Source organism: Promicromonospora xylanilytica, assembly GCF_054782895.1.
Genome location: NZ_BAAGRP010000007.1, coordinates 609,604 through 629,802, shown reverse-complemented (window position 1 = coordinate 629,802; position 20,199 = coordinate 609,604). Strand labels below are relative to the sequence as shown.

At 73.2% G+C, this 20,199-nt stretch carries 16 protein-coding genes; 8 read left to right on the top strand and 8 right to left on the bottom strand.

What is annotated here, in order from left to right:
- Nucleotides 1-76 precede the first annotated feature (76 nt).
- Both dxs and ACYVK7_RS10635 read left to right on the top strand, forming a co-directional pair.
- Nucleotides 77-1,969, top strand: coding sequence for a 1-deoxy-D-xylulose-5-phosphate synthase (gene dxs, locus ACYVK7_RS10640; RefSeq protein WP_460887926.1), 1,893 nt, complete (start codon nt 77-79; stop codon nt 1,967-1,969).
- On the top strand, nt 1,966-3,051 hold the full coding sequence (locus tag ACYVK7_RS10635) for a carboxylate-amine ligase (protein WP_460887649.1): 1,086 nt from the start codon (nt 1,966-1,968) through the stop codon (nt 3,049-3,051). The genes dxs and ACYVK7_RS10635 overlap by 4 nt, the downstream gene beginning before the upstream one ends.
- Nucleotides 3,052-3,140: 89 nt before the next feature.
- On the opposite strand, the gene ACYVK7_RS10630 is transcribed toward ACYVK7_RS10635, so the two are convergent.
- Both ACYVK7_RS10630 and ACYVK7_RS10625 read right to left on the bottom strand, forming a co-directional pair.
- Nucleotides 3,141-3,836, bottom strand: coding sequence for a hypothetical protein (locus ACYVK7_RS10630; RefSeq protein ID WP_460887648.1), 696 nt, complete (start codon nt 3,834-3,836; stop codon nt 3,141-3,143).
- A 63-nt stretch (nt 3,837-3,899) separates the two neighbouring features.
- Nucleotides 3,900-4,544 (bottom strand): MSMEG_1061 family FMN-dependent PPOX-type flavoprotein, encoded by a 645-nt coding sequence (locus tag ACYVK7_RS10625; protein ID WP_460887647.1) that lies wholly within the window; start codon nt 4,542-4,544, stop codon nt 3,900-3,902.
- A gap of 97 nt (nt 4,545-4,641) precedes the next feature.
- On the opposite strand from ACYVK7_RS10625, the gene ACYVK7_RS10620 reads away from it, so the two are divergent.
- The 4 genes from ACYVK7_RS10620 to ACYVK7_RS10605 all read left to right on the top strand — a co-directional run bounded on the left by ACYVK7_RS10620 (nt 4,642) and on the right by ACYVK7_RS10605 (nt 11,230).
- Nucleotides 4,642-6,843 (top strand): DEAD/DEAH box helicase, encoded by a 2,202-nt coding sequence (locus ACYVK7_RS10620; RefSeq protein ID WP_460887646.1) that lies wholly within the window; start codon nt 4,642-4,644, stop codon nt 6,841-6,843.
- Nucleotides 6,844-6,914: 71 nt separating this feature from the next.
- Entirely contained in the window at nt 6,915-9,440 is a 2,526-nt protein-coding gene (locus ACYVK7_RS10615) for a tetratricopeptide repeat protein (RefSeq protein ID WP_460887645.1), read from the top strand.
- Between the two features lie 134 nt (nt 9,441-9,574).
- Nucleotides 9,575-10,453 carry a hypothetical protein gene (locus ACYVK7_RS10610; protein WP_460887644.1) on the top strand — a complete coding sequence of 293 codons (879 nt, stop codon included), beginning with the start codon at nt 9,575-9,577 and terminating at the stop codon, nt 10,451-10,453.
- Between the two features lie 30 nt (nt 10,454-10,483).
- Nucleotides 10,484-11,230, top strand: coding sequence for a metallophosphoesterase family protein (locus ACYVK7_RS10605; RefSeq protein WP_460887643.1), 747 nt, complete (start codon nt 10,484-10,486; stop codon nt 11,228-11,230).
- A 16-nt stretch (nt 11,231-11,246) separates the two neighbouring features.
- Here ACYVK7_RS10605 and ACYVK7_RS10600 read toward each other — a convergent pair whose 3' ends face one another.
- Entirely contained in the window at nt 11,247-12,017 is a 771-nt protein-coding gene (locus ACYVK7_RS10600) for a class I SAM-dependent methyltransferase (protein WP_460887642.1), read from the bottom strand.
- Between the two features lie 264 nt (nt 12,018-12,281).
- On the opposite strand from ACYVK7_RS10600, the gene ACYVK7_RS10595 reads away from it, so the two are divergent.
- Nucleotides 12,282-12,497 carry a helix-turn-helix domain-containing protein gene (locus ACYVK7_RS10595; RefSeq protein WP_460887641.1) on the top strand — a complete coding sequence of 72 codons (216 nt, stop codon included), beginning with the start codon at nt 12,282-12,284 and terminating at the stop codon, nt 12,495-12,497.
- A 156-nt stretch (nt 12,498-12,653) separates the two neighbouring features.
- Here the strand turns inward: ACYVK7_RS10595 and ACYVK7_RS10590 are convergent, their stop codons facing one another.
- A complete protein-coding gene (locus tag ACYVK7_RS10590) occupies nt 12,654-13,286 on the bottom strand; it encodes a metallophosphoesterase (RefSeq protein WP_460887640.1) in 633 nt (210 codons plus the stop codon).
- A gap of 72 nt (nt 13,287-13,358) precedes the next feature.
- Here ACYVK7_RS10590 and pdxR point away from each other — a divergent pair, with 72 nt between their 5' ends.
- Nucleotides 13,359-14,771: a MocR-like pyridoxine biosynthesis transcription factor PdxR gene (gene pdxR / locus ACYVK7_RS10585; protein WP_460887639.1), complete on the top strand. Its 1,413-nt coding sequence runs from the start codon at nt 13,359-13,361 to the stop codon at nt 14,769-14,771.
- Here pdxR and ACYVK7_RS10580 read toward each other — a convergent pair.
- From ACYVK7_RS10580 to ACYVK7_RS10565, 4 genes are all read right to left on the bottom strand, one after another.
- Nucleotides 14,716-16,014, bottom strand: a complete 1,299-nt coding sequence (locus ACYVK7_RS10580) for an APC family permease (protein WP_460887638.1) — start codon at nt 16,012-16,014, stop codon at nt 14,716-14,718. The genes pdxR and ACYVK7_RS10580 overlap by 56 nt on opposite strands.
- Before the next feature lie 69 nt (nt 16,015-16,083).
- The gene (locus ACYVK7_RS10575) at nt 16,084-16,494 is read right to left on the bottom strand and encodes a hypothetical protein (RefSeq protein WP_460887637.1); all 411 of its coding nucleotides are present in this window, start codon (nt 16,492-16,494) and stop codon (nt 16,084-16,086) included.
- Nucleotides 16,491-17,921: an NAD-binding protein gene (locus ACYVK7_RS10570; RefSeq protein ID WP_460887636.1), complete on the bottom strand. Its 1,431-nt coding sequence runs from the start codon at nt 17,919-17,921 to the stop codon at nt 16,491-16,493. Before ACYVK7_RS10570 ends, ACYVK7_RS10575 begins: the two co-directional genes overlap by 4 nt.
- 163 nt (nt 17,922-18,084) lie before the next feature.
- On the bottom strand, nt 18,085-20,148 hold the full coding sequence (locus tag ACYVK7_RS10565; RefSeq protein ID WP_460887925.1) for a 3-hydroxyacyl-CoA dehydrogenase NAD-binding domain-containing protein: 2,064 nt from the start codon (nt 20,146-20,148) through the stop codon (nt 18,085-18,087).
- Between the last annotated feature and the right edge of the window lie 51 nt (nt 20,149-20,199).

Sequence of the window (20,199 nt, the reverse complement as noted above, 5' to 3'; positions counted from 1 at the left end):
CACAGTGGGGAGGTCGGTGCCCCTTAGGGTAGGGCTCCGATTCGCCCCTGGACGGGGCATGACGAAAGGGACGCGCATGGGTCTGCTGAGCGACATCCGTTCGCCCAAGGACGTCCGGGCGATGACGCCCGGCCAGATGCCGGAGCTCGCCGAGGAGATCCGCAGATTCCTCGTGGAGAGCGTTTCGCGCACGGGCGGCCACCTCGGCCCCAACCTGGGCGTCGTCGAGCTGACGATCGCCATGCACCGCGTCTTCGACTCCCCGCGCGACTCCATCGTGTTCGACACCGGCCACCAGGCCTACGTGCACAAGCTGCTCACGGGCCGGCAGGACTTCTCCGAGCTGCGGAAGCGTGGCGGCATGTCGGGCTACCCGAGCCGCGTCGAGTCCGCGCACGACATCGTCGAGAACTCGCACGCCTCCACCGCCCTGTCCTGGGCGGACGGCATCGCCAAGGCCAACCAGGTGCGCGGCAAGGACGACCACGTGGTCGCCGTCATCGGCGACGGCGCGCTCACCGGCGGCATGGCCTGGGAGGCGCTGAACAACATCGCCGAGAGCCGCGACCGCAAGCTCGTCGTCGTCGTCAACGACAACGGACGGTCCTACTCGCCGACGATCGGCGGGCTCGCCAACCACCTCGACACGCTGCGCACCACCAGCGGCTACGAGGCCTTCCTGAGCTGGGGCACGCGCGCCCTGCACCGCTCCGGCCCGCCCGGGCGGTTCGCGTGGCGCTGGCTGCACGGCCTGAAGAAGGGCCTCAAGGACGTCGTGGCGCCCCAGGGGCTCTTCGAGGACCTGGGCATCAAGTACATCGGCCCCGTCGACGGCCACGACACCGAGGCGCTCGAACGCGCCCTCGGCCGCGCCAAGGCGTTCGGCCGCCCCGTGATCGTCCACGCGATCACCGAGAAGGGCCGCGGCTACACCCCCGCAGAGGAGGACATCGCGGACCGGTTCCACTCGGTCGGCGCGATCCACCCCGAGACCGGGCTGCCGGTCGCGCCCAGCCGGTTCGGCTGGACCAAGGTCTTCGCGGACGAGATCGTGCAGATCGGCCGCCGGCGTCCCGACGTCGTCGGCATCACCGCCGCCATGCTGCACCCCGTCGGCCTGGCGCCGTTCAAGGAGCAGTTCCCCGACCGCACGTTCGACGTCGGCATCGCCGAGCAGCACGCCGCGACGTCGGCCGCCGGCATGGCCTTCGCCGGGCTGCACCCCGTCGTCGCCGTCTACGCGACGTTCCTGAACCGGGCGTTCGACCAGGTACTCATGGACGTGGCCCTGCACAAGGCCGGCGTCACCTTCGTGCTGGACCGGGCCGGCATCACCGGCGACGACGGCGCCAGCCACAACGGCATGTGGGACATGGCCATGCTGCGGATCGTGCCCGGTCTGCGCCTGGCCGCACCCCGCGACGAGCCGACCCTGCGGGCCGCCCTGCGCGCGGCGGTCGACGTCGACGACGCGCCCACCGTGGTCCGGTACCCCAAGGGCGCGCTCGGCGACGACATCCCCGCGCTCGAGGAGCTCGACGGCGTGGACGTCGTCGGCCGGTTCGAGGCGTCGAGCCGCGGGGCGGGCGCAGCGACGCGACGCGTGCTCGTCGTCGGCGTGGGCGCCATGGCCGGCTGCGCCATGGAGACCGGCGCGGCGCTCGCGGCGCACGGCGTCGAGGTCACCGTCACGTCGCCGACCTGGGTGCTGCCTGTCCCCGAGAACCTGGTCAAGCTCTGTGGCGAGCACGACCTGGTGGTCACGCTGGAGGACGGCGTGGTCGACGGCGGTGTGGGCGACATGCTCGCGCAGCGCGCGGGGGAGCAGGGGATCGGTGTGCCGCAGGTGCACGTGGGGCTGCCCGTGGCCTTCCTCGACCACGCGAGCCGTGACCACATCGTCACGGCGCAGCGCATGACGGCGGCGGACGCCACGCGCGACGCGCTGGCCGCGCTGGCACTGCTGTGACCCGGGAGGCACGCTCGGTCGGCGTCGAGGAGGAGCTGATGCTGGTCGGGCGGGACGGGACCCCGGTCCCGCGGGCCCGGGCGGTGCTCGGCAGCGCCGAGCCTGCCGACGGTCCGCTCGAGCACGAGCTCATGGAGGAGCAGCTCGAGACCGCCACGCCGCCGCGGACCGCGCTCGAGGACATCGCCGCGGCGATCCGGGAGGGCCGGGCCGGCGCGCAGGCCGCCGCGGACCGGCACGGTGCCCGGGTCGCTGCGCTCGCCACCTCGCCGCTGGCGCTCGACGGCACGACCGTGGACAAGCTGCGCTATCTCTCCGCCCGCGCGGCGTTCGGGCTGACCGCCCGCGAACAGCTCACCAGCGGTTGCCACGTGCACGTCGCGGTCTCCGACGACGCCGAGGGCGTCGCGGTCCTCGACCGCATCGGGCCGTGGCTCGCGCCCCTGCTGGCCCTGTCCGTGAACTCGCCGTACTGGATGGGCGTCGACTCCGGGTACGCGAGCTTTCGCTCCCAGGTCTGGTCCCGCTGGCACACGGCGGGCCCGACGCGGCACTTCGGCACCCCCGAGGCGTACCACGCGGCGGTCGAGAGCCTGGTCGCGACCGGGACCATCCTCGACGAGGGGATGGTCTACTTCGACGCCCGACTGTCGGCGCGGTATCCCACGGTGGAGATCCGGGTCGCGGACGTGTGCCTCTCCGCGGACACCGCGACCCTGCTGGCCGCCCTGGCCCGCGGGCTCGTGGAGACGGCGGCGCGGGCCGTGGACGACCCGGCGCCCGAGGTGCCCGTCGAGATCCTGCGCACCGCGCTGTGGCGGGCCGGCCGGTCGGGCCTCAGCGGCGACCTCGTGGACCCGCGGACCTGGCGGCCGGCACCGGCGCACGACGTCGTCGGCGCGCTCGTGGAGCACGTCCGCGAGGCGCTGGTGGACCAGGGCGATCTCGACGCCGTCACCGACCTGCTGGGCGCTCTCTGGTCCGGTGGCGACGCGGCGTCGCGCCAGCGCTCCTGGGCGGCCGAGGCCGACGGCGACCTCGCGGCGGTGGCGCGGCGCGCGGCGGACGCGACGCTGGAGTAAGCGGCTCACCAGGTCCTGAGACGGCTGCTCCCGAGCCGCTGCGCCTGGGCGCACGTCACCCTGACGCCGAGCCCTGATCAGCCGGGTCCCTACCTCTTGGCGACCGCCCACCAGATGATCCCGGCGACCAGGAGCAGGAAGCCCAGCCCGCCGACGAGGAAACCGCCCAGGACGAGCAGGCTGCTCCTGCCGACCCCGGCGACGCTGTCGACGTTGATAGGGCTGCTGACGGCGAGGCCGACGTCGGGGGAGGCGACGGACTCGTCGACGACGAGGGTGTGCGGGCCGGTCTCCTGGGGTACGAGCACTCCGACGGGGAAGACGGACCAGCCGTTGGTCGGCAGGGCGTCCGTCTGGTCAGGGGGCTCGATGCCGACCGGTCCGTTCGGTCCCTCCGCGGTCACCGCGGAGACGGGCAGGCGGGCCGACTGGTCGTGCGAGACCTCGAAGACGAGATAGGCGCCCTCGTCCGAGGCGTCGAACGTGAGGGGTTCCGTGCTCGTCTCGAGGGCGACGGCGTCGCTGCCCGCCGTTCCCTCGGTCGTGACGAGGTCGGTGGGGAGCAGGTCGGCGATCCCGCCGGCCGCTCCCACGACACCCACTATGCCGGTGACCAGACCTGCCACCAGCACGGCGACGCCCGTGAAGGTGAGCACCTTGGGTCCGGTCCTGCGGGGTCGTGGCGCCTGGGCGTACCGGCCGGGATACCCGTACTGCGCTGCGGGGGGCGGTGGGGTGGGCCCGGCGGCGTACCCGTGCCCCGGTCCGGGAGGTGGTGTGGTCATGGTCGCATCGTGCCGGGACGGTTGGTGCGCCGCCAGGAAAGCCCTGGACTTCACCCGCAGGCGTCAGCCGTAGATGGTGTCGGCGTACTGGGGGCCGTAGTGCGCTTCGACCTGCTCGAGCGTCTGGTCCTGCCGCTCCAGCGTGTGGGCGATCACGGCGCGGCGGGGCACCGCCTCCAGGTCCCAGGAGTCCGGGTCCCAGGCTTTGGCCCGCAGGAACGCCTTGGAGCAGTGGTGGAAGACCTCCTCGACGTCGACCTCCAGCGCCAGCACCGGAAGGTTGCGGCGCACCTGGAGGTCGGCCAGGTAGGGCGCGTCGCGCACGATGCGGGCCGAGCCGTTGACCCGAAGGGTGTCGCCACGGCCGGGGATGACGAAGATGAGCCCCACGTGCGGGTTGGCCAGCACGTTGAGGTACCCGTCGGTGCGGCGGTTGCCGGGCCGCTCGGGGATCGCGATGGTGCGGTCGTCCAGCACGCGCACCAGGGATCCGGCCGGGTCGCCCTTGGGCGAGACGTCGAGGTTGCCCTGCGCGTCCGAGGTCGCGACCAGGCACAGCGGTGCCGCCTCGAGCCACTGCCGGTCGAGGTCGTGCAGCGTGGCGCGCACCTTGCCCGCGGCGGGGCCGAGGGGCGGCGGGATGATCTCGCGGAGCTCCTCGACCGTCGTCACGAGAGTTCCGCCGAACGTGCTCGGCTCTTTGGTCATGGCTTCAACCTAGACCGGGCCCGCCCCGGCGACCAGTGAACTTGCACGTAGGTCGCGAATGGGGCATGTCAGACCATCCGGGTACGCTCGCAGCGCGATGACCGAGCAGACGACCCTCCCCAGCCCAGCAGACGCTCCCGCCGGCCCCGCCCGGCCCTGGAGGGCTCGCGCGGCCCGGCGCGTCGTCGAGCAGGCCCACGAGCTGCTCGGCGACGCCCACCTGCTCACGCGCGCGGCCGCCGGTCTGCGCGAGCGCGTCCGGGACGCCTACACGGCCACGCGCGAGGTGCGGGTCCACGCCGACCTGCGCACCGTCGGCGTCACGGCCCTGGAGGAACGCCGCAAGAAGCTGCGCGTCGCCGTCCTGGAGAAGGCCGGGTTCGCGACCGTCACCCAGGTGCTCGCCGCAGGCACCGACCGCCTCGTCGAGGCGGGCATCGGCGCCGGCACGGCCAAGCTCGCCACCTCGGCCGCCCGCGAGCTCGCCGACGAGATCGACGCCGACCTGCGGTTCCGCATCGACGTCGACCCCGACGACCCGTACGCGACGGTGCTCGTCCAGTCGCTGTACGCCTTCGGCCTCGCCACCGACGCCCGCCACCGGCACCTGGACGAGGCACGCCGCGTCGCCGCCGTCGTGCCAGGGCAGCTGGAACCCGCGGCCCTCGCCACGAGCGTCTGGCGACGACTCCTGGCGCCCGCGGACCGCAAGGCCGCCGCCGACACGGCGGTCTCGGCGCTCGCGGAGCAGGTGGCGGCCGCACGTCTGACCGACGACGCGCGGGCGGTGCGCGCCGCCGTCGGGCAGCCGCCGGAGGGCGACGAGGTATGGGCCGACTTCGAGGCGCGGTCCGCCGAGTACTACGGGTTGCTGTCGCAGGTGGTCGACCTGGGTGACGACCACGAGGCCGCGGAGGGCGGCCTGCCCGCCGACGTCGTACGGCGGGTCGAGGCGCAGCCGCTGGACCGCACCCTGCTGCGCGCCAGCCTGCGCGGCTACCAGCAGTTCGGCGCCAGGTACGCACTGGTGCAGCGGCGCACCATCCTGGGCGACGAGATGGGCCTCGGCAAGACCATGCAGTCCATAGCCGTCGCCGCACACCTGGTCGCGACCGGCGGCACGCACGTGCTGGTCGTGTGCCCGGCGAGCGTCGTCACCAACTGGAAGCGCGAGGTGGAGCAGCACTCCGGCCTCACGGCCGTGGTCATGCACGGCGCCGACCGGGAGCGGACCGCCGCGGCCTGGCTCGAGGCCGGCGGGGTGGCCGTCACGACGTTCGAGGTGCTGGGCCGGCTCGACCTCCCGTACGACCTGACGCCCGCGCTCCTGGTCGTGGACGAGGCGCACTACGTGAAGAACCCCGAGACCATCCGGGGTCGTGAGGTGCGGCGCTGGGCCGACCGGTCGGACCGGGTCCTGTTCCTGTCGGGCACGCCCATGGAGAACAAGGTCGCCGAGTTCAAGAACATGGTCGGTTACCTGCAGCCGGAGGTGGCGGCACAGCTCGACCCGAACGCCGGCCTGTCCGGGGCACGCGCCTTCCGCCGGATCGTCGCGCCGGCCTACCTGCGGCGCAACCAGGAGGACGTGCTCACCGAGCTGCCCGAGGTGGTGCAGGTCGAGGAGTGGGAACAGTTCGGCGCGGTGGACGGCGCGGCCTACCGCGACGCCGTCCTCGCCGGGAACTTCATGGCGATGCGGCGGGCCGCGTTCGCGGTCGCCGACAGCGCCGAGTCGGCGAAGCTCGTGCGCCTGCGAGAGCTCGTCACCGAGGCCGTCGAGGCCGGCCGCCGCGTCATCGTCTTCTCCTACTTCCTCTCCGTGCTGGAGCAGGTCATGGACCTGCTCGGGGACCAGGCGGTCGGCCCGCTGACCGGATCGGTGCCCGTGCCCGAACGCCAGGCCATGGTGGACGAGCTGTCCCGGCCGGGCGGGCCGGTGGTGCTGGTCAGCCAGATCACCGCCGGGGGAGTCGGGCTCAACGTGCAGGCCGCGAGCGTCGTCATCTTCTGCGAGCCGCAGGTCAAGCCCACCATCGAGGCGCAGGCCGTTGCCCGCGCCCACCGGATGGGGCAGACCCGCACCGTCCAGGTGCACCGCCTCCTGGTCGAGCACTCCGTGGACCAGCGGATGATGGAGATCCTCGGGTCCAAGTCGGCCCTGTTCGAGGAGTTCGCCCGCCAGTCCGAGATCACCGACGCCGCGCCGTCGGCGGTGGACGTCGAGGCACCGTCCGAGACCTCGCTGTCGCGCACCATCCTCGCCGAGGAGCAGGAGCGGCTCGGCCGCACACCATGAGCCGACCGTCGGCACCTATTTGGGTGTGATAACCGGTTCGATCGGGATTGGGGTTCACTGACGTCGTGTCCATGGTGATGTCAGACTCCGGCGCGACCACTGCCCACACCGCGTCGCCGGGGCGGCTGCTCGCGCCGGCCCGGCGCATCGTGCCGTTCGTCGGCCGGACCACGGAGCTGGCCTCCATCATCGACTGGTGCGCCGGCCCGGAAGCGGTCGCGGTACGGCTGGTCAGCGGCCCGCCCGGCGTCGGAAAGACACGGCTGGCGCGCGAGGCAGCCCACGGACTGGCACGAGCCGGCTGGACCTGCCTCGACGTGCCCGACGGCGCCGAGCGTGCCGCCCTGGCGGCCGTGCCCGACGGAGCCCCCGCCCTCCTGCTCGTGGACGACGCCGAGACGCGTGGCCCGGCGCTCGCCGACCTGCTGCGCGCCGCGACCCGGGGCCGTGCGGGGACGCTCCGGATCCTGCTGGTCGCCAGGGACGTCGGCGGGTGGTTCACCCGGCTCGCTGCCGCCGACCTGGCCGTGGGAGCGCTGCTCGAACCGGCCCGGGCCGGTGACGACCTGGCCGCCGAGGTGCTGCCGGGGCAGGTGGACGCGCGCCTGGTCGCGGCCTTCGTGGAGCCGTACGCGCGGGCGCTCGGGCTCGAGCCGCCGAGGGTGGCCGTCGCGTCGGTGACGGGCGGCGGGGCCAGGCAGCTCGACCTGCACGCGGCAGCGCTCTGCGCCGTCATGCGCGCGCACGTGCGCGCTCGGCGTGGGGTGCTGCCCGTCGACGTGTCCGACGCCCTCGACGAGCTGCTCGAGCACGAGCGCTGGACCTGGTTCCGCTCGGCGGAGGAGTCGGGCCTGCTCGGCGACGCCGGGTTCCTGCCGGAGGCCATCGACGGGCTGGTCGCCGCGGCGACCCTCACCGGCGTGCGCACCGTGGACGCGGCGGAGGACCTGGTCCGCCGGGTCGCGGCCGTCGTGCCGGGCGTGCGGTCGGGCGCGGAGGCCGACGTCGGACGGTGGCTGCTCGACCAGGATCCCCACCGGGCGCTGCACCGGCGCCTGGTGGACCCCCACCTGCTGGCCGAGCTGACCGACACCCCGGAGCTGCTCGGCGCGTGTCTGGCCGGGACCGCCGGGGCGGTGACGCGGCGGGCCGCGCTGCGGACCGCCGCCATCGTCGTGGACCGGCTCGACGGCCGGTCCGGCGACCTGAGCGCGGCGCTCGACCTGCTCGGCGCGGTGGCCGCCGCCCTCCCGGAGGACGGCGGACTGCTGCGCCGCCTCTCCGGGGCGCTCCCGAACCCGTCGCTCGCGCTCGGCGAGCTGCGTGCGGAGCTCGCGCTGCGCGCTCTCGCCGCCACCCCGGACGACGACGCCGTGTGCCGGGCCGAGGCCTTGCGCGACATCGGGGCCGCGCTCGGCGAGGTGGGCCGCGCCACCGACGCCGAGCGGTACGAGCGGCAGGCGGTCGCCCTGCTGCGCGAGCTGGTCGAGGCCGACCCGCCAAGATTCCGGGGGGCGCTGGCGCTCGTGCTCGCGAACCTTGGCGGCTCCCTGTCCGACCAGGGGCGGCCGCAGGAGGCGTTGCGGTGCGAGGAGGAGGCGGCGGACCTCATGCGGCGCATCGAGGCGGACCACCCCGGTGCGGTCACGCTCAGCCTCTCGACGGTGGAGGCGAGCCTGACCACGACCCGCGCGGAGCTGGGTCGGCCGCCGGCCGCGCCCGGGCCGGCCGGCGAGGCGGAGGAGCACTGGCGAGAGCTCGCCCACCGCCACCCCGGCCGGTCGGCCGGGCTGCTGGCCCGGACCCTGGCGGACACGGCGCGGCGGCTGCTCGAGCTCGGCCAGGGCGCGGACGCGCTGCCCGCCGCGGCCGAGGCGCTGCGGCTGAGGCGACGGCTGGCGGACGCAGGCCCGGACGAGCACCTGCCGGGCCTGAGCGACTCGCTCCAGGTCATGGGCAGCGTGCTCACCGACTGCGGCCGGGGCGAGGAGTCCGTGCCGTATCTCGAGGAGGCGGTCGCGATCCGGCGTCGTACCGCCCAGGAGAACCCGGGCCGGTACCTGGCGGACCTCGCACACTCCCTCCAGGCGCTGGGCACACAGCTCTCCGCGCTCGGCAGCCGGGACGAAGGCCTCGCCCTGCAACAGGAGGCCGTCGAGGTGCAGCGCCGCCTCGCCGCGGACAACCCCCGGCGGTACGTGCCGGAGCTCGCCGGGGCGCTGTCGGCGCTCGGCGTCACCCACGCCCGGATGGACCGGACGCGGGACGCCCTCGACGCGGAGCGCGAGGCGACGAGGACCTGGCGCGAGCTGGTCAGCTCCGAGCGGCGCCGCTACCGGCCGGTCCTGGCGCAGTCGCTGATGAACCTGAGCGCGATCTTCGCCGTGCTCAAGCTCGGTGACGAGGCGGTGGCACCCGCGAGCGAGGCGGTGCAGCTCCTGCGGGATCTCGCCGCGCAGAACGCCGCGAGATACCGCCCGAGGCTGGCGGAGGGGCTGCGGACGCTGGCCCTGGCGCTGCACGACCAGGAGCGGTTCGAGGACGCGCGCCAGGCCCGGGCGGAGGCCGACGAGCTGGCGCGGGCGGCCGGGCCCTGAGCTGGTGAGACACGGCAGGACCGATGGTTGCCGCGCAGAACTGTTGGGTCGAAATTAACTAGACTTGACGGAATTGTTGCTTTAGCATCAGATTGCTGATACCAGGTCGTGCGCGATTCCTGGGGGTGGTCCACATGCAACGTTGGGCGCGGGGGAGTCTGCTGGTCGTCGCGCTGGGCGCGACGTCGAACCTTGTCCTGACGTTCATCCCGGACGTGATGCCGCATCGGGTGACGATCCCGATCGTCTGGTGCACGGCGGTGGCGACGGTGGTCATCGCCGTGGTGTACCTGTTCGAGCAGACGATCGCGGCGCGTCAGCGCGTGGAGAGGGACGCGGAGCTGGAGCGCTCCCGCCTGCTGAACGAGCTGCGCCAGTACCGGGGCATCGAGTGGGTGAGCGCCGACCGCGAGCACCGGAACGCGTCGCTCGACATCTGGCGGTCCGCGCAGCGACAGGTCGTCGTCTTCGGGTTCGGCATGACGAGCGTCGCGCGCGACCCCAACCTGATCTGGGCCATGGTGAACCGCGGTGTGGACGTCGACGTCGTCAAGGTCGACCCGGAGTGGCTCGTCGACCATCCCGCGATCGCCGCGACCATCGACGGCTACTACGACCGGGACGAGGCCTTCATCGGGCAGGTGCGCCAGGCGCACGACCGGCTGGAAGGGCTTGCCCGTCAGATCAACGCGGAGGGCAGGGGGCAGCTGAACATCCACACCTACCGGACCACCGTGCAGTACAGCGGCTCGATCCGGGACCCCGGCACCCCTGAGGCCTCCGGGTACGTGGAGTTCCACCTCTACCGCAAGTCCATCGAGCGGCTCGGTATCGGGCTGACCCAGTACGACGACGATGACGACCTCAACCCGCCGATCCTGCACCACGTGCTGCACTCGCTCTCGCTCGCCGTCGGGCACCCGGTGCCGACCCAGCGCCGTGCCATGCCCCTCGGGCGCGGTGACGCGGGCCGGGCGCTGGGTGAGGTCGGCGAGCCGGGCGCCGCGGCGTGACCCCGGGCCGGGGTGTGGCACGATCCGGGGGTGCCATTGGAGAAAATCGCCCTGATCAGCGACGTGCACGGCAACCTCACCGCACTCGACGCGGTGCTCGACGACATCGCGTCGCGCGGGGTGGATCAGATCATCAACCTCGGTGACTTCGTCGGAAAAGGGCCGCGGGGTAGCGCGGCGGTCGACCGGTGCGACAAGGTGTGCGACGTCAACATCCGCGGCAACTGGGACGATCGTCTGCCGGTGTGGACCGACGAGTCGGCGGAAGACATGACCTGGTGGCGCGACGAGCTGCGCAAGGACCAGCTCGACTGGCTCAGGACGTTGCCGCTGAGCCACGACCTGCTGGTCAGCGGGCGGCACATCAGGCTGTTCCACGCCTCCGCGACCAGCCCGCACGTGCGGGTGTACGCGAAGCACACCGCCGAGGAGTTCTCCGGCATGTTCGCGAACACGGTGATGACGGGTGACGGCCCGGTGCCGACCATGGTGGGATACGGCGACATCCACGATGCCTTCGTCGAGGTGGCCCGAGGCCGCACGCTGTTCAACGTGGGCAGCGTCGGCAACCCGCTGGACGAGCCCGTCCCGAGCTACGCGATCCTCGAGGGAGTCGTCGACGAGCCGGGTCAGGCACCGTTCGGCCTGCAGTTCATCCGGGTGCCGTACGACGTCGAGGCGGAGATAGCCACCGCCGCGAGCCTCGGGATGCCGGCCCTCGAGCCCTACGCGGTCGAGCTGCGGACCGCGGTGTACCGGGGGTTCCAGGAGGTCTGAGCTGCAGGGCGCCTGGTCAGGCGGGCCGCTTCACCACGACGTCGATCCAGAGCTTTCCGTCCGAGTCCGGGTCGACGACCACCCAGGGCTGGACCGGAACCTTGACGCCGTAGGTGTCGCGAGCGGCTTCGCCGACGAGCCAGACGAAGTGCTCGAGCGTGTAGTGGTTGCGCCACCGGTGCGTCACCTGGCCGCCGGAGCCGGTCTTTGCCTCGAGGCCCTGCCGGTTGTCCTGCGCGGCGGTCGTGGAGATCAGCGCCGTCCCACCGGGGGCTACGTGGGCGAGGATCTTGTGCAGGGCTTCCTCGTCGGTCCCGGGAGGGAACAGGTGGACGAAAGCCGTGGCGAGGACGACGTCGAACTGGACACCGTCGAGCGACGTGTCCGCGCCGGTCTCGTCGGTGTAGCGGCCGGCCAGGAACTCGCCGTGCAGCAGCACCGGCGTGTTCGGGAGCGTCGGGTCATCGGCCAGCTCGCGCGCCGCGGCGATCATCCGCCCCGAGAAGTCGATGCCCGTGACGGTGTACCCGAGCGCGGACAGGATGCGGGAGTGGGGGCCGTCGGCGCAGCCGATGTCCAGCGCGGTCGTACGTGCCCCGGGGCTCAGTCGCGGCAGGCGCTGGGTGAGCCACTTCTTGGCGTTTTCTTGGCGGGCCATTGTCGTGCCCTTGTAGGTGCCCGCCAGCGCGTCATAGGCGTCGCGATTGATCTCGAGGATCGAGGGCAGGTCGAGAGACGTGCTGCTGACGGCCGGTGTCAGAACAGGCACTGCGGACGGCGCTGCCACCCATCCCCCTTGCGCGCGATGGATCGTTTCGATCCGCCAATTGACAGGAAATCCTCCGCGCCGCACTCGGACCAGCGGAATGGCGCTCATCGTGCCACACCTTCCGCTCCCGTGCGTTCACGCCCATGGTGGTATGCGAGATCAATTACCGAGAGCGCGATCCTCGCGGAGAAAAGAATCACCGTTTGATAGTGAAACTCGCACCGATTCGACTGGACTCCGACGGTGTCCACGCGCAAGACTGGGCGTGTGAACGAAATCACATTGGAAACTGAAGTCAACAGGCCGCGCGAGGACCTGACCGCACTCGAGGCGGCACGGTTGCTGGGGGTGTCCAAGCTGCACATCATCGATCTCCTCGAGGCGGGCGAGATCGACTACCACATGGTCGGGGCGGACCTCATGTTCAACGCAGCAGAGATCGCGTCCTACAAGTCGGACCGCGAGCACCGCGACTCGGAGTCCCTCGTATCCGCATGACTCCCGCGCGGCGGGCGCCCTGGCGCTTCCGCTGACGCAGTGCGTGCGCCTCGCATACCGGCGACGGCACGCACCCTGACGCCTGAGCGCACGTTCGTCACCTGAGAACGTGCGCTCTTGTCATGGCACCACCACGCTCAGGCACCACCTCGCGCCTCACGGCCAGCCCAGCGGCTCCAGGTCGCGCGGGCCGTCGGCCACCAGGCCGGCGACGGTCTCCGCGGCAACGGGCCGCCCGCCCCAGGCGTCGACGCCGACGTTGATCTGCCGCCCGCGCTGGCGCCACGTGTCGTGCACGTGGCCGTGCACCAGCCAGCCACCGCGGTCCACCGGCCGGTACTCGACGAACCGGTCCTCGCCGTGCGAGTCGCCCTCGAAGGGGAAGTGCGACAGCTCGGCGGCCTGTCCGCCGACGGTCACCGGGCCGGGCCGGTCGTGGATCTCAGCGAAGCCCGCGCTCAGGTAGCGCTCCCGCGCGGTGGCCCGCCGCCGCTCGCGGGCCTCGGGGTCGCCCTTGCGCAGGGCGCGCTCGCCCACCCAGCAGCGGTCGTGGTTGCCCGGCACCAGGATCTTGTGCCCGGTGAGCCGTCCGACACAGGCCAGCGAGTCATCGAGGGCGCCGAGGGCGACGTCGCCCAGCACCCAGACGGTGTCGTCCTCGGTGACGGTCTCGTTCCAGAGCTCCACGAGCCGGGCGTTCATCGCCGGTACGTCGGTAAAAGGGCGGTCGCAGAACCGAATGATGTTCGAGTGTCCGAAATGGTGGTCGGAGGTGTAGTACGTCGTCATGTCGGAATGTATTCAACCCGTTCCCGGACGGCCGAGGGAAGTGCTTTGCGTGGGATGAGTCATGATCGGCGGGTGGACCTCGCCGTGGATCTCAGCCAGCGCACCGGACGTACCGACGCGATCTACCGCGCGCTGCGCACCGCGCTGACCGCGGGCAGGGTCCCCGCGGGGGAGCGGCTGCCGTCGACCCGGGCTCTCGCCGGGGACCTCGGGGTCTCCCGCGCCAGCGTCACGGACGCCTACGAGCGGCTCGTCGCGGAGGGGTTCCTCGAGACGCGCACGGGTTCGGGCACGTTCGCGACGGCGGCCGCACGCGACACACCCGCCGTCGGACGCCGGACCCCGGGCGCCCTCCGTCCGCGGGCGGGGTGGCGCTGGACGGTGCGGCCGACGAGCGGTGCGGCACCGGTCCCCGCGCACGACTTCCGGGTGGGTATCCCCGACGCGGAACTCTTCCCGTTCGACACCTGGCGCCGTCTCCTGGCCGCCGAGTCCCGGTCGGGCGGAGTCGCGGCCGGCTCCTACGCGGGCCCGGCGGGCCTGCCGCGGTTCCGTGCGGCCGTGGCGCGTCACGTGGCCGGCTCCCGCGGGGTGCGGGCGCTGCCCGACGACGTGATCGCGACGAACGGTGCGCAACAGGCCCTCGACCTCGTGGCGCGGGTGCTGATCGAGCCCGGAGACGTGGTCGCGATGGAGGACCCGGGCTACCCCGAGGCGAGGGACCTCTTCGCGCTGCACGGCGCGCGGGTGGTGCCGGTGCCCGTCGACGCCGAAGGCCTCGTGGTGGACGAGATCCCGCCGCGCGCCCGCCTGGTCTACACCACCCCCTCGCACCAGTTCCCCCTGGGCATGCCCCTCTCGCTCGCGCGGCGCCGCGCCCTGCTGGCGCATGCCGTGCGGCACGGGGCGGCCGTGATCGAGGACGACTACGACAGCGAGTTCCGGCGCGCCCGCCGTCCGCTGGAGTCGTTGCAGGCCCTGGACCGTGACGGGCACGTGATCTACGTGGGCACCTTCTCGAAGTCGCTCCTGCCCGGCCTGCGCGCCGGGTACCTGGTGGCGCCCCCGTCGCTCCGTGACGCCCTGCTCGCGGCTCGCCAGCTCACCGACGGCCATGGCGCCGTGCACGTGCAGGCCGCCCTCGCACGCTTCATCGACGGCGGTCTGCTGGCGCGGCACGTGCGCAAGGCCTCGGCGCACTACGCGGAGCGGCACGAGATCCTGCTGGACGCGCTGGCGGAGCTGCCGGTCGAGACCGTCCCGTCGGCGGCGGGCCTGCACGTGGCGGCCTACCTGCCCGCGGACTCCCCGGTGGGTGCCGGGGCGCTGGCGACCCGCGCGCGGCGCCGGTCGGTCGCGCTGGAACCCCTCTCCGCCTTCACGGTCGGGAGCCACCGCGACGGCGTGGTGCTCGGGATCGGCGGGGCGGTCACGAGCTCGATCCGGCCAGGCGTTCAGGCGCTGGGTCGTCTGCTGGCGCCGTGACCGACACCGCGGTGCGCGCCCTGCGCCGCCGCCACGTCGACCAGGCGAGCCCGCCCAGCGCGGCGAGCACCGGCCCGGTCATGTGCGGTCCGGTCATGACGAGCAGGCCGAGCGCCGCCACGAGCGACACCGCAGCGCACCACCAGGCGACGCTCCGGCGGGGCAGGAGGCGCAGGGCCGACGCCGCGCCCACCAGGTACAGCAGCGAGAACGTCGCGGACGCCATGAGGACCACGGCATCGGTGGGCAGGCGCAGGGCGGCGAGCACCGCCGTCGTCCCGAGGCCCAGCGTGGTGAGCACGGCCAGGGACCGGCGGGGTGGCCGGTCCGGCCGCACGGCCAGCCAGCCCGGCAGGCCACCGTCGCGGGCGAGGGCGGCGCCGATCCGGCTGCCGCCCGCGAAGTAGACGTTGATCGCGCCGACGGTGAGCAGCACGGCCAGCACCGTGGTGACCGGCCGCGCGTGCTCGCCGAACCCGAGCACGAGCAGGTCCGAGAGCGGCGCGGGACCAGGCGCCGGCCCGAGCGCCGTGACCGTGGCGAGGGCGACGCCCAGGTAGAGCGCGCCGACGACGGCAACAGCGATCGCCGTGGCACGCGGGATGTCCCTGGCCGGGCGGCGGTACTCCGCGGACAGCGAGCCGAGGATCTCCCATCCGGCGAACGCCCAGACCAGCAGGGCCGCGGCCGCGCCGACAGCGCCCCAGCCGTGCGGCGCGAACGGCACGAGATGACCGGGCTGCGCGTGCGGCAGCGCCACGACGACGGCGACCGCCAGCAGGAGCGCCACGGTTCCCGCGATCGCGAGCTGCGCGGTGCCGGAGACGCGCAGGTCGAACCAGTTCATCGTGGCGCACACCACGATGATGGCGACGGTGGTGGCCAGGGCGGTGCCCGGCCCGCCCCCGGTGGCGTCGGCCACGTAGGCGCCGGCGAAGCCCGCGGCGGCGGGGGCGCCGACCGCGATGGTCGCGTAGAACGCCCAGCCGACCATGGTCGACGCCCGCTCGCCGAACGCGAGGCGCGCGTACGTGGCCACGCCGCCGCCGTCGGGGTGCCGGGCCCCGAGGGCGGCGAACGTCGTGGCGAGCGGCACCGACAGGAGCACGAGCGCCGCCCACGCCACCAGCGAGGCCGGGCCCGCCACGTCGGCCGCGAGGGCGGGGAGCGAGATGACGCCGGTGCCGAGCATGGCGCCGAGGGTGAGCGCCGCGCCCTGCGGCACGCTGAGTCCGTTCTGCATGGGCACGACGCTATGTGCCCGGTGGACCGGCGAACGGGCCGATCGTGGACCGGTCGTCCAGACCGGTGCTCAGTGGTCGTCCACCGCCGCCGCAGTGGGCCCGGCGAGTTCCGGGGCCGGCGCCGGGTCGGGCTCCGGTCGTGCGCGCGCCTCCTCGCGCAGGTGGTGCAGCCCGGCCGTGGTCGCGATGACGAACACCCGGTCCCGCTGCTGCAGGTAGCGGCCCTCGGACGGCTCGATCAGATGGCCACCGCCGCCGCTCTCGAACGTGAGGGTCTGTACCGCCAGCAGCCGGCTCCGGATCTCCTTCCGCACCGTGTCGGGCACCGGGGCCGCCGCGCCACGGACGGCGCCGTCGTGGAGGTTGAGGGAGTCGGAGTGCTTGCCGACGAGGCGGCTGTTCGCCCCCACCTCGAGCTCGGCGAGCACCAGCACCCGGTCCCGGTACGGGATGGTCGCCTTGACCTCCTGGCCGATCATCGCGGCGGCGAACCAGGGCGCGGCGAGGAACGACGAGCTGAGTCCGACGGAGTCGGGGATCTCGCGCCGGATGCGGCGGGACAGGTCCCTGTCGTAGACCCGCAGGACGGTGCGCAGCGGGTCGGTGCGTCCTTCGGCCGCGCGATGGCGCGCGCCGCGAAGCCGATGCCGATGGTCGTCGCCCCACCGCTCGTGACGACGACCACCGCCTGCGCCGTGTCCACGTAGGCCGCCCGCAGGGTGGCGGCGCGCCGGGCGTCGCCCACCACGACGGGGACGTCGCGCGCGCGTGCGACCGCGATGCCGCGCGCCGACTCGTCGACGTCGACGGCGATCACCGGAACGCCGCGCCGGTCCAGGGACCGCACGATGCGGGTGCCGAGATCGCCGAGCCCGACGACCACGACGTGGCCGGACATCGCGTGCAGCGGGGAGCCGGTGTCCAGCAGCCGCTGGGTGCGCACCACGCCGTCGACCACCACACCCGTGACCCACGGGATCACGGCGACGCTCACGATCGTCAGCACGACCTGGGTGGCCTTGACGACCGGCGCCGCGTCATGGTCGGGGTCGCTGCCGGCCAGGGACGGCAGCACCGCCTCGTACAGGGCCCCCGCCCAGGACGAGCCGGTGGCTAGCTTGATCGTCACCGCCCCGATGAGCACCACCACGAGCAGGACGCCGGCGGCGAGCAGCAGGTTCCACCCCGACGTGATCGCCAGGGTGCGGAGGTACTCGCCGAACCGGCGCCGGCGGTGCGGGTCCACCTCGTCCTCGTCCGGCTCCAGGTCGGCCCTGATCTCCGGCAGCACGTCGTCCTCCGCGGCGTCCGCCAGGTAGATCTTCGGAGTCGTCGTGGCGAGCTCCGCGGGGCTCGGCAGAGCCTCGACCACGTCGTTGTCGCCCGTCGAGAACAGGACCATACGGGTGGGCGCGGACGTCTCCGTGTCCGAGACCACGAGCCTGCGGTGCCGTACCGGGAGGCGGATGAGCCGCCGGAGCGCCGCGCCGACGATCTCGGGGGCCGCGAATGCCGATGCCGACAGGACCGTGCAGCGGTCCCGCTCGAGGTGCCGGCCCAGCGACTCGTCGAAGATCCGGACCACCACCTGCAGGCCCGGCCAGCGTTCGCGGAGCAGGAGCGCGTACGCGACGTTGGTGCCGTCGTCCTGGTCCACGAGGGCCGCCGCGGCGGCGTGGTCCGCGCCGGCGGTGGTGAGCGCGGCCTCGTCGACGCGTTCCGCCTCGACCAGGTCGACACCCGTGAGCGCGCCCATGTCCTGCGCGTAGCGGGAGGTGCGGTCCGGCACGAGCACCGTCACGGTGCCCTTGTACCGGGTGCTGAGCGCCCGGGTGAGGCGGTACGCGAGGGGATTGTCGCCGATGACGACGTAGTGCGGGCTGGTGTCCGACCCGGCGGCTGTCATGTTCGAAGAGCGTAGCGGGACCCTCCGACAACGAGCGCTCGCGCTCGCTGTCGGAGGGCCGGGGGCCAGGTACCTCAGGCTCTGCCTGTGCCGCCTGAACCTGCGGTTCCGCTTCGGGCGAGTGCCTCGTACCTCGGCCCTCACCCTGCGCTGCACCTCCGGCTCAGGCGGGGACGTTCGCCACGCCGTCGGGCAGGAACCGCCTGCCGAGGACCTTCTCGCTGTAGCCGGTGCGGTCCAGGTACGGCGTGATGCCGCCCGTGTGGAAGCCCCAGCCGGCGCCGAGGATCATCGCGAGGTCGATCTGCTGCGGGCCGGGCACCACGCCCTCCTCCAGCATCAGACCGATCTCGGTGGTCAGCGCCGTGAGGACCGAGTCGAGCACGCCGTCCGCGTCGAGCACACCCGGCTCGCCCGGACGGGCGGCGCCGAAGTACTCCTGGATGGCCGGGTCGACCGGCTTGGGCAGGCCCTTGGCGGGGGCGTCGAGCACCACCCGGGTGCCGTCCTCGACGATCTTCGCCAGGCCGGGCGAGGCCGGGATGCGGTCGCCGAGGTTCTCGCGCAGCGAGGTGAGCACGTGCTGCGCGACGGCGGGGCCCACGAGGTCCGTCAGCTCGAAGGTCGGCATCGGGAAGCCGAGCGGGGCGAGCGCCCGGTCCGCCACCTCGACGGGCGTCCCGCCCTCGATGGCGGCCACGACCTGGCCCATCACCAGCAGCAGCAGGCGGTTCACGATGAATCCGGGGCGGTCGGCCGACATGATCGCCGTCTTGCGCAGCTTCTTCGAGACGGCGAACGCCGTGGCGAGCGCCTCGTCCGAGGTGTGCTCGGCGTTGATCACCTCGACCAGCGGCATCTGGGCCACGGGGTTGAAGAAGTGGATGCCGACCACGCGCTCCGGGTGGGTCAGGTCGGCTGCCATCTCGGTGACCGAGAGGGCCGACGTGTTGGTCGCCAGGATCGCCTCGGGGTCGATGATGCCCTCGAGCTCGGCGAACACCTTCTTCTTGAGCCCCATGACCTCGGTGACGGCCTCGATCACGAAGTCGCACGAGGCGAACTCGCCGATGTCCGTCGTGCCGGACACCGAAGCCACGATGCGGTTCGCGGCCTCGGGCGTCAGGCGCCCGCGGGAGGCGAGCTTCTCCGCGGTCTCCCGGACGAACGCCAGACCCTTGTCCACGCGCACCTGGTCCAGGTCGCGCATCACCACGGGAACGCCGAGGCGCTGGGCGAAGAGGAACGCCATCTGGGCGGCCATCAGGCCGGCGCCCACGACGCCGACCCGGGTGACCGGCCTGGCGAGCTTCGGGTCGGGGGCGCCCTGCGGCTTCTTGCCCCCACCGACGAGGTTGAACGCGTAGATGCTCGCGCGCATCTCGTCGGTCATGATCAGGTCGGCCAGCGCCTGGTCCTCGGCGTCGAACGCGTCGGTCCTGCTCGAGTTCCGTGCGGCGGCCAGGAGCTCCAGCGCGCGGTGCGGTGCGGGCCGGGAGGTGCCGACCACGGCGTCGAGCCGCTCCTTCGTTGCCGCGACGACGGCGTCCCACACGGGCTGCGGGTCGAGCTCGCGGCGGGGTACGTCGATCTCACCGGTGACCACCTTGGCCGCCCAGATGATGGACTGCTCCAGGAAGTCGGCGGCCTCGAACAGCGCGTCGACCAGGCCGATCTGCAGGGCCTCCGCCGGCTTGTACGGCTTGTTCGCCGCCGGCCGGGTGAGGACGACCTCGACGGCCTTCTCGATGCCGACCAGGCGCGGTACCAGGTAGGCGCCGCCCCAGCCCGGGACGAGGCCGATGCCGGTCTCGGGCAGGCCGAGCGCGGCGGCGTCGGAGGCCACGGTGCGGTAGTCGCAGTTGAGGGCGACCTCGAGGCCGCCACCCAGCGCGAGGCCGTTCACGAACGCGAAGGTCGGTACGCCGGTCGCCGCCCGCAGGTCGCCGAGGATCGTGTACGCGGCGTGGCCCATACGGCCCAGCTCGACGGCCTCGTCGCGGCCGCCCACGCCGGTGATGCCCTTGAGGTCGGCGCCCGCGGCGACGAAGTACGGCTTGCCGGTCACGCCGACGGCGGCGATCTCGCCCGACTCCGCGCGGGTGCGGACCACCTCGAGGGCAGCCTTGAGCTCGGCGAGGCCGGCCGGTCCGAGCGTGTTCGGCTTGGTGTGGTCCAGACCGTTGTCCAGGGTGACCAGCGCGAGGATGCCGGCGCCGCCGGGCATCCGCACGTCGCGGACCAGGGTGTGGGTGACGCGCTCGGTCGGAGCGGTGGG

Coding starts and splice junctions, on each gene's coding strand:
- dxs (WP_460887926.1), top strand. CDS start 77: ATGGGTCTGCTGAGCGACATCCGTTCGCCCAAGGACGTCCGGGCGATG.
- ACYVK7_RS10630 (WP_460887648.1), bottom strand. CDS start 3,836: ATGACCACACCACCTCCCGGACCGGGGCACGGGTACGCCGCCGGGCCC.
- ACYVK7_RS10625 (WP_460887647.1), bottom strand. CDS start 4,544: ATGACCAAAGAGCCGAGCACGTTCGGCGGAACTCTCGTGACGACGGTC.
- ACYVK7_RS10620 (WP_460887646.1), top strand. CDS start 4,642: ATGACCGAGCAGACGACCCTCCCCAGCCCAGCAGACGCTCCCGCCGGC.
- ACYVK7_RS10615 (WP_460887645.1), top strand. CDS start 6,915: ATGGTGATGTCAGACTCCGGCGCGACCACTGCCCACACCGCGTCGCCG.
- ACYVK7_RS10610 (WP_460887644.1), top strand. CDS start 9,575: ATGCAACGTTGGGCGCGGGGGAGTCTGCTGGTCGTCGCGCTGGGCGCG.
- ACYVK7_RS10590 (WP_460887640.1), bottom strand. CDS start 13,286: ATGACGACGTACTACACCTCCGACCACCATTTCGGACACTCGAACATC.
- ACYVK7_RS10580 (WP_460887638.1), bottom strand. CDS start 16,014: ATGCAGAACGGACTCAGCGTGCCGCAGGGCGCGGCGCTCACCCTCGGC.
- ACYVK7_RS10575 (WP_460887637.1), bottom strand. CDS start 16,494: ATGATCGGCCAGGAGGTCAAGGCGACCATCCCGTACCGGGACCGGGTG.
- ACYVK7_RS10570 (WP_460887636.1), bottom strand. CDS start 17,921: ATGACAGCCGCCGGGTCGGACACCAGCCCGCACTACGTCGTCATCGGC.
- ACYVK7_RS10565 (WP_460887925.1), bottom strand. CDS start 20,148: ATGCCCGGCGGCGCCGGCATCCTCGCGCTGGTCACCCTGGACAACGGT.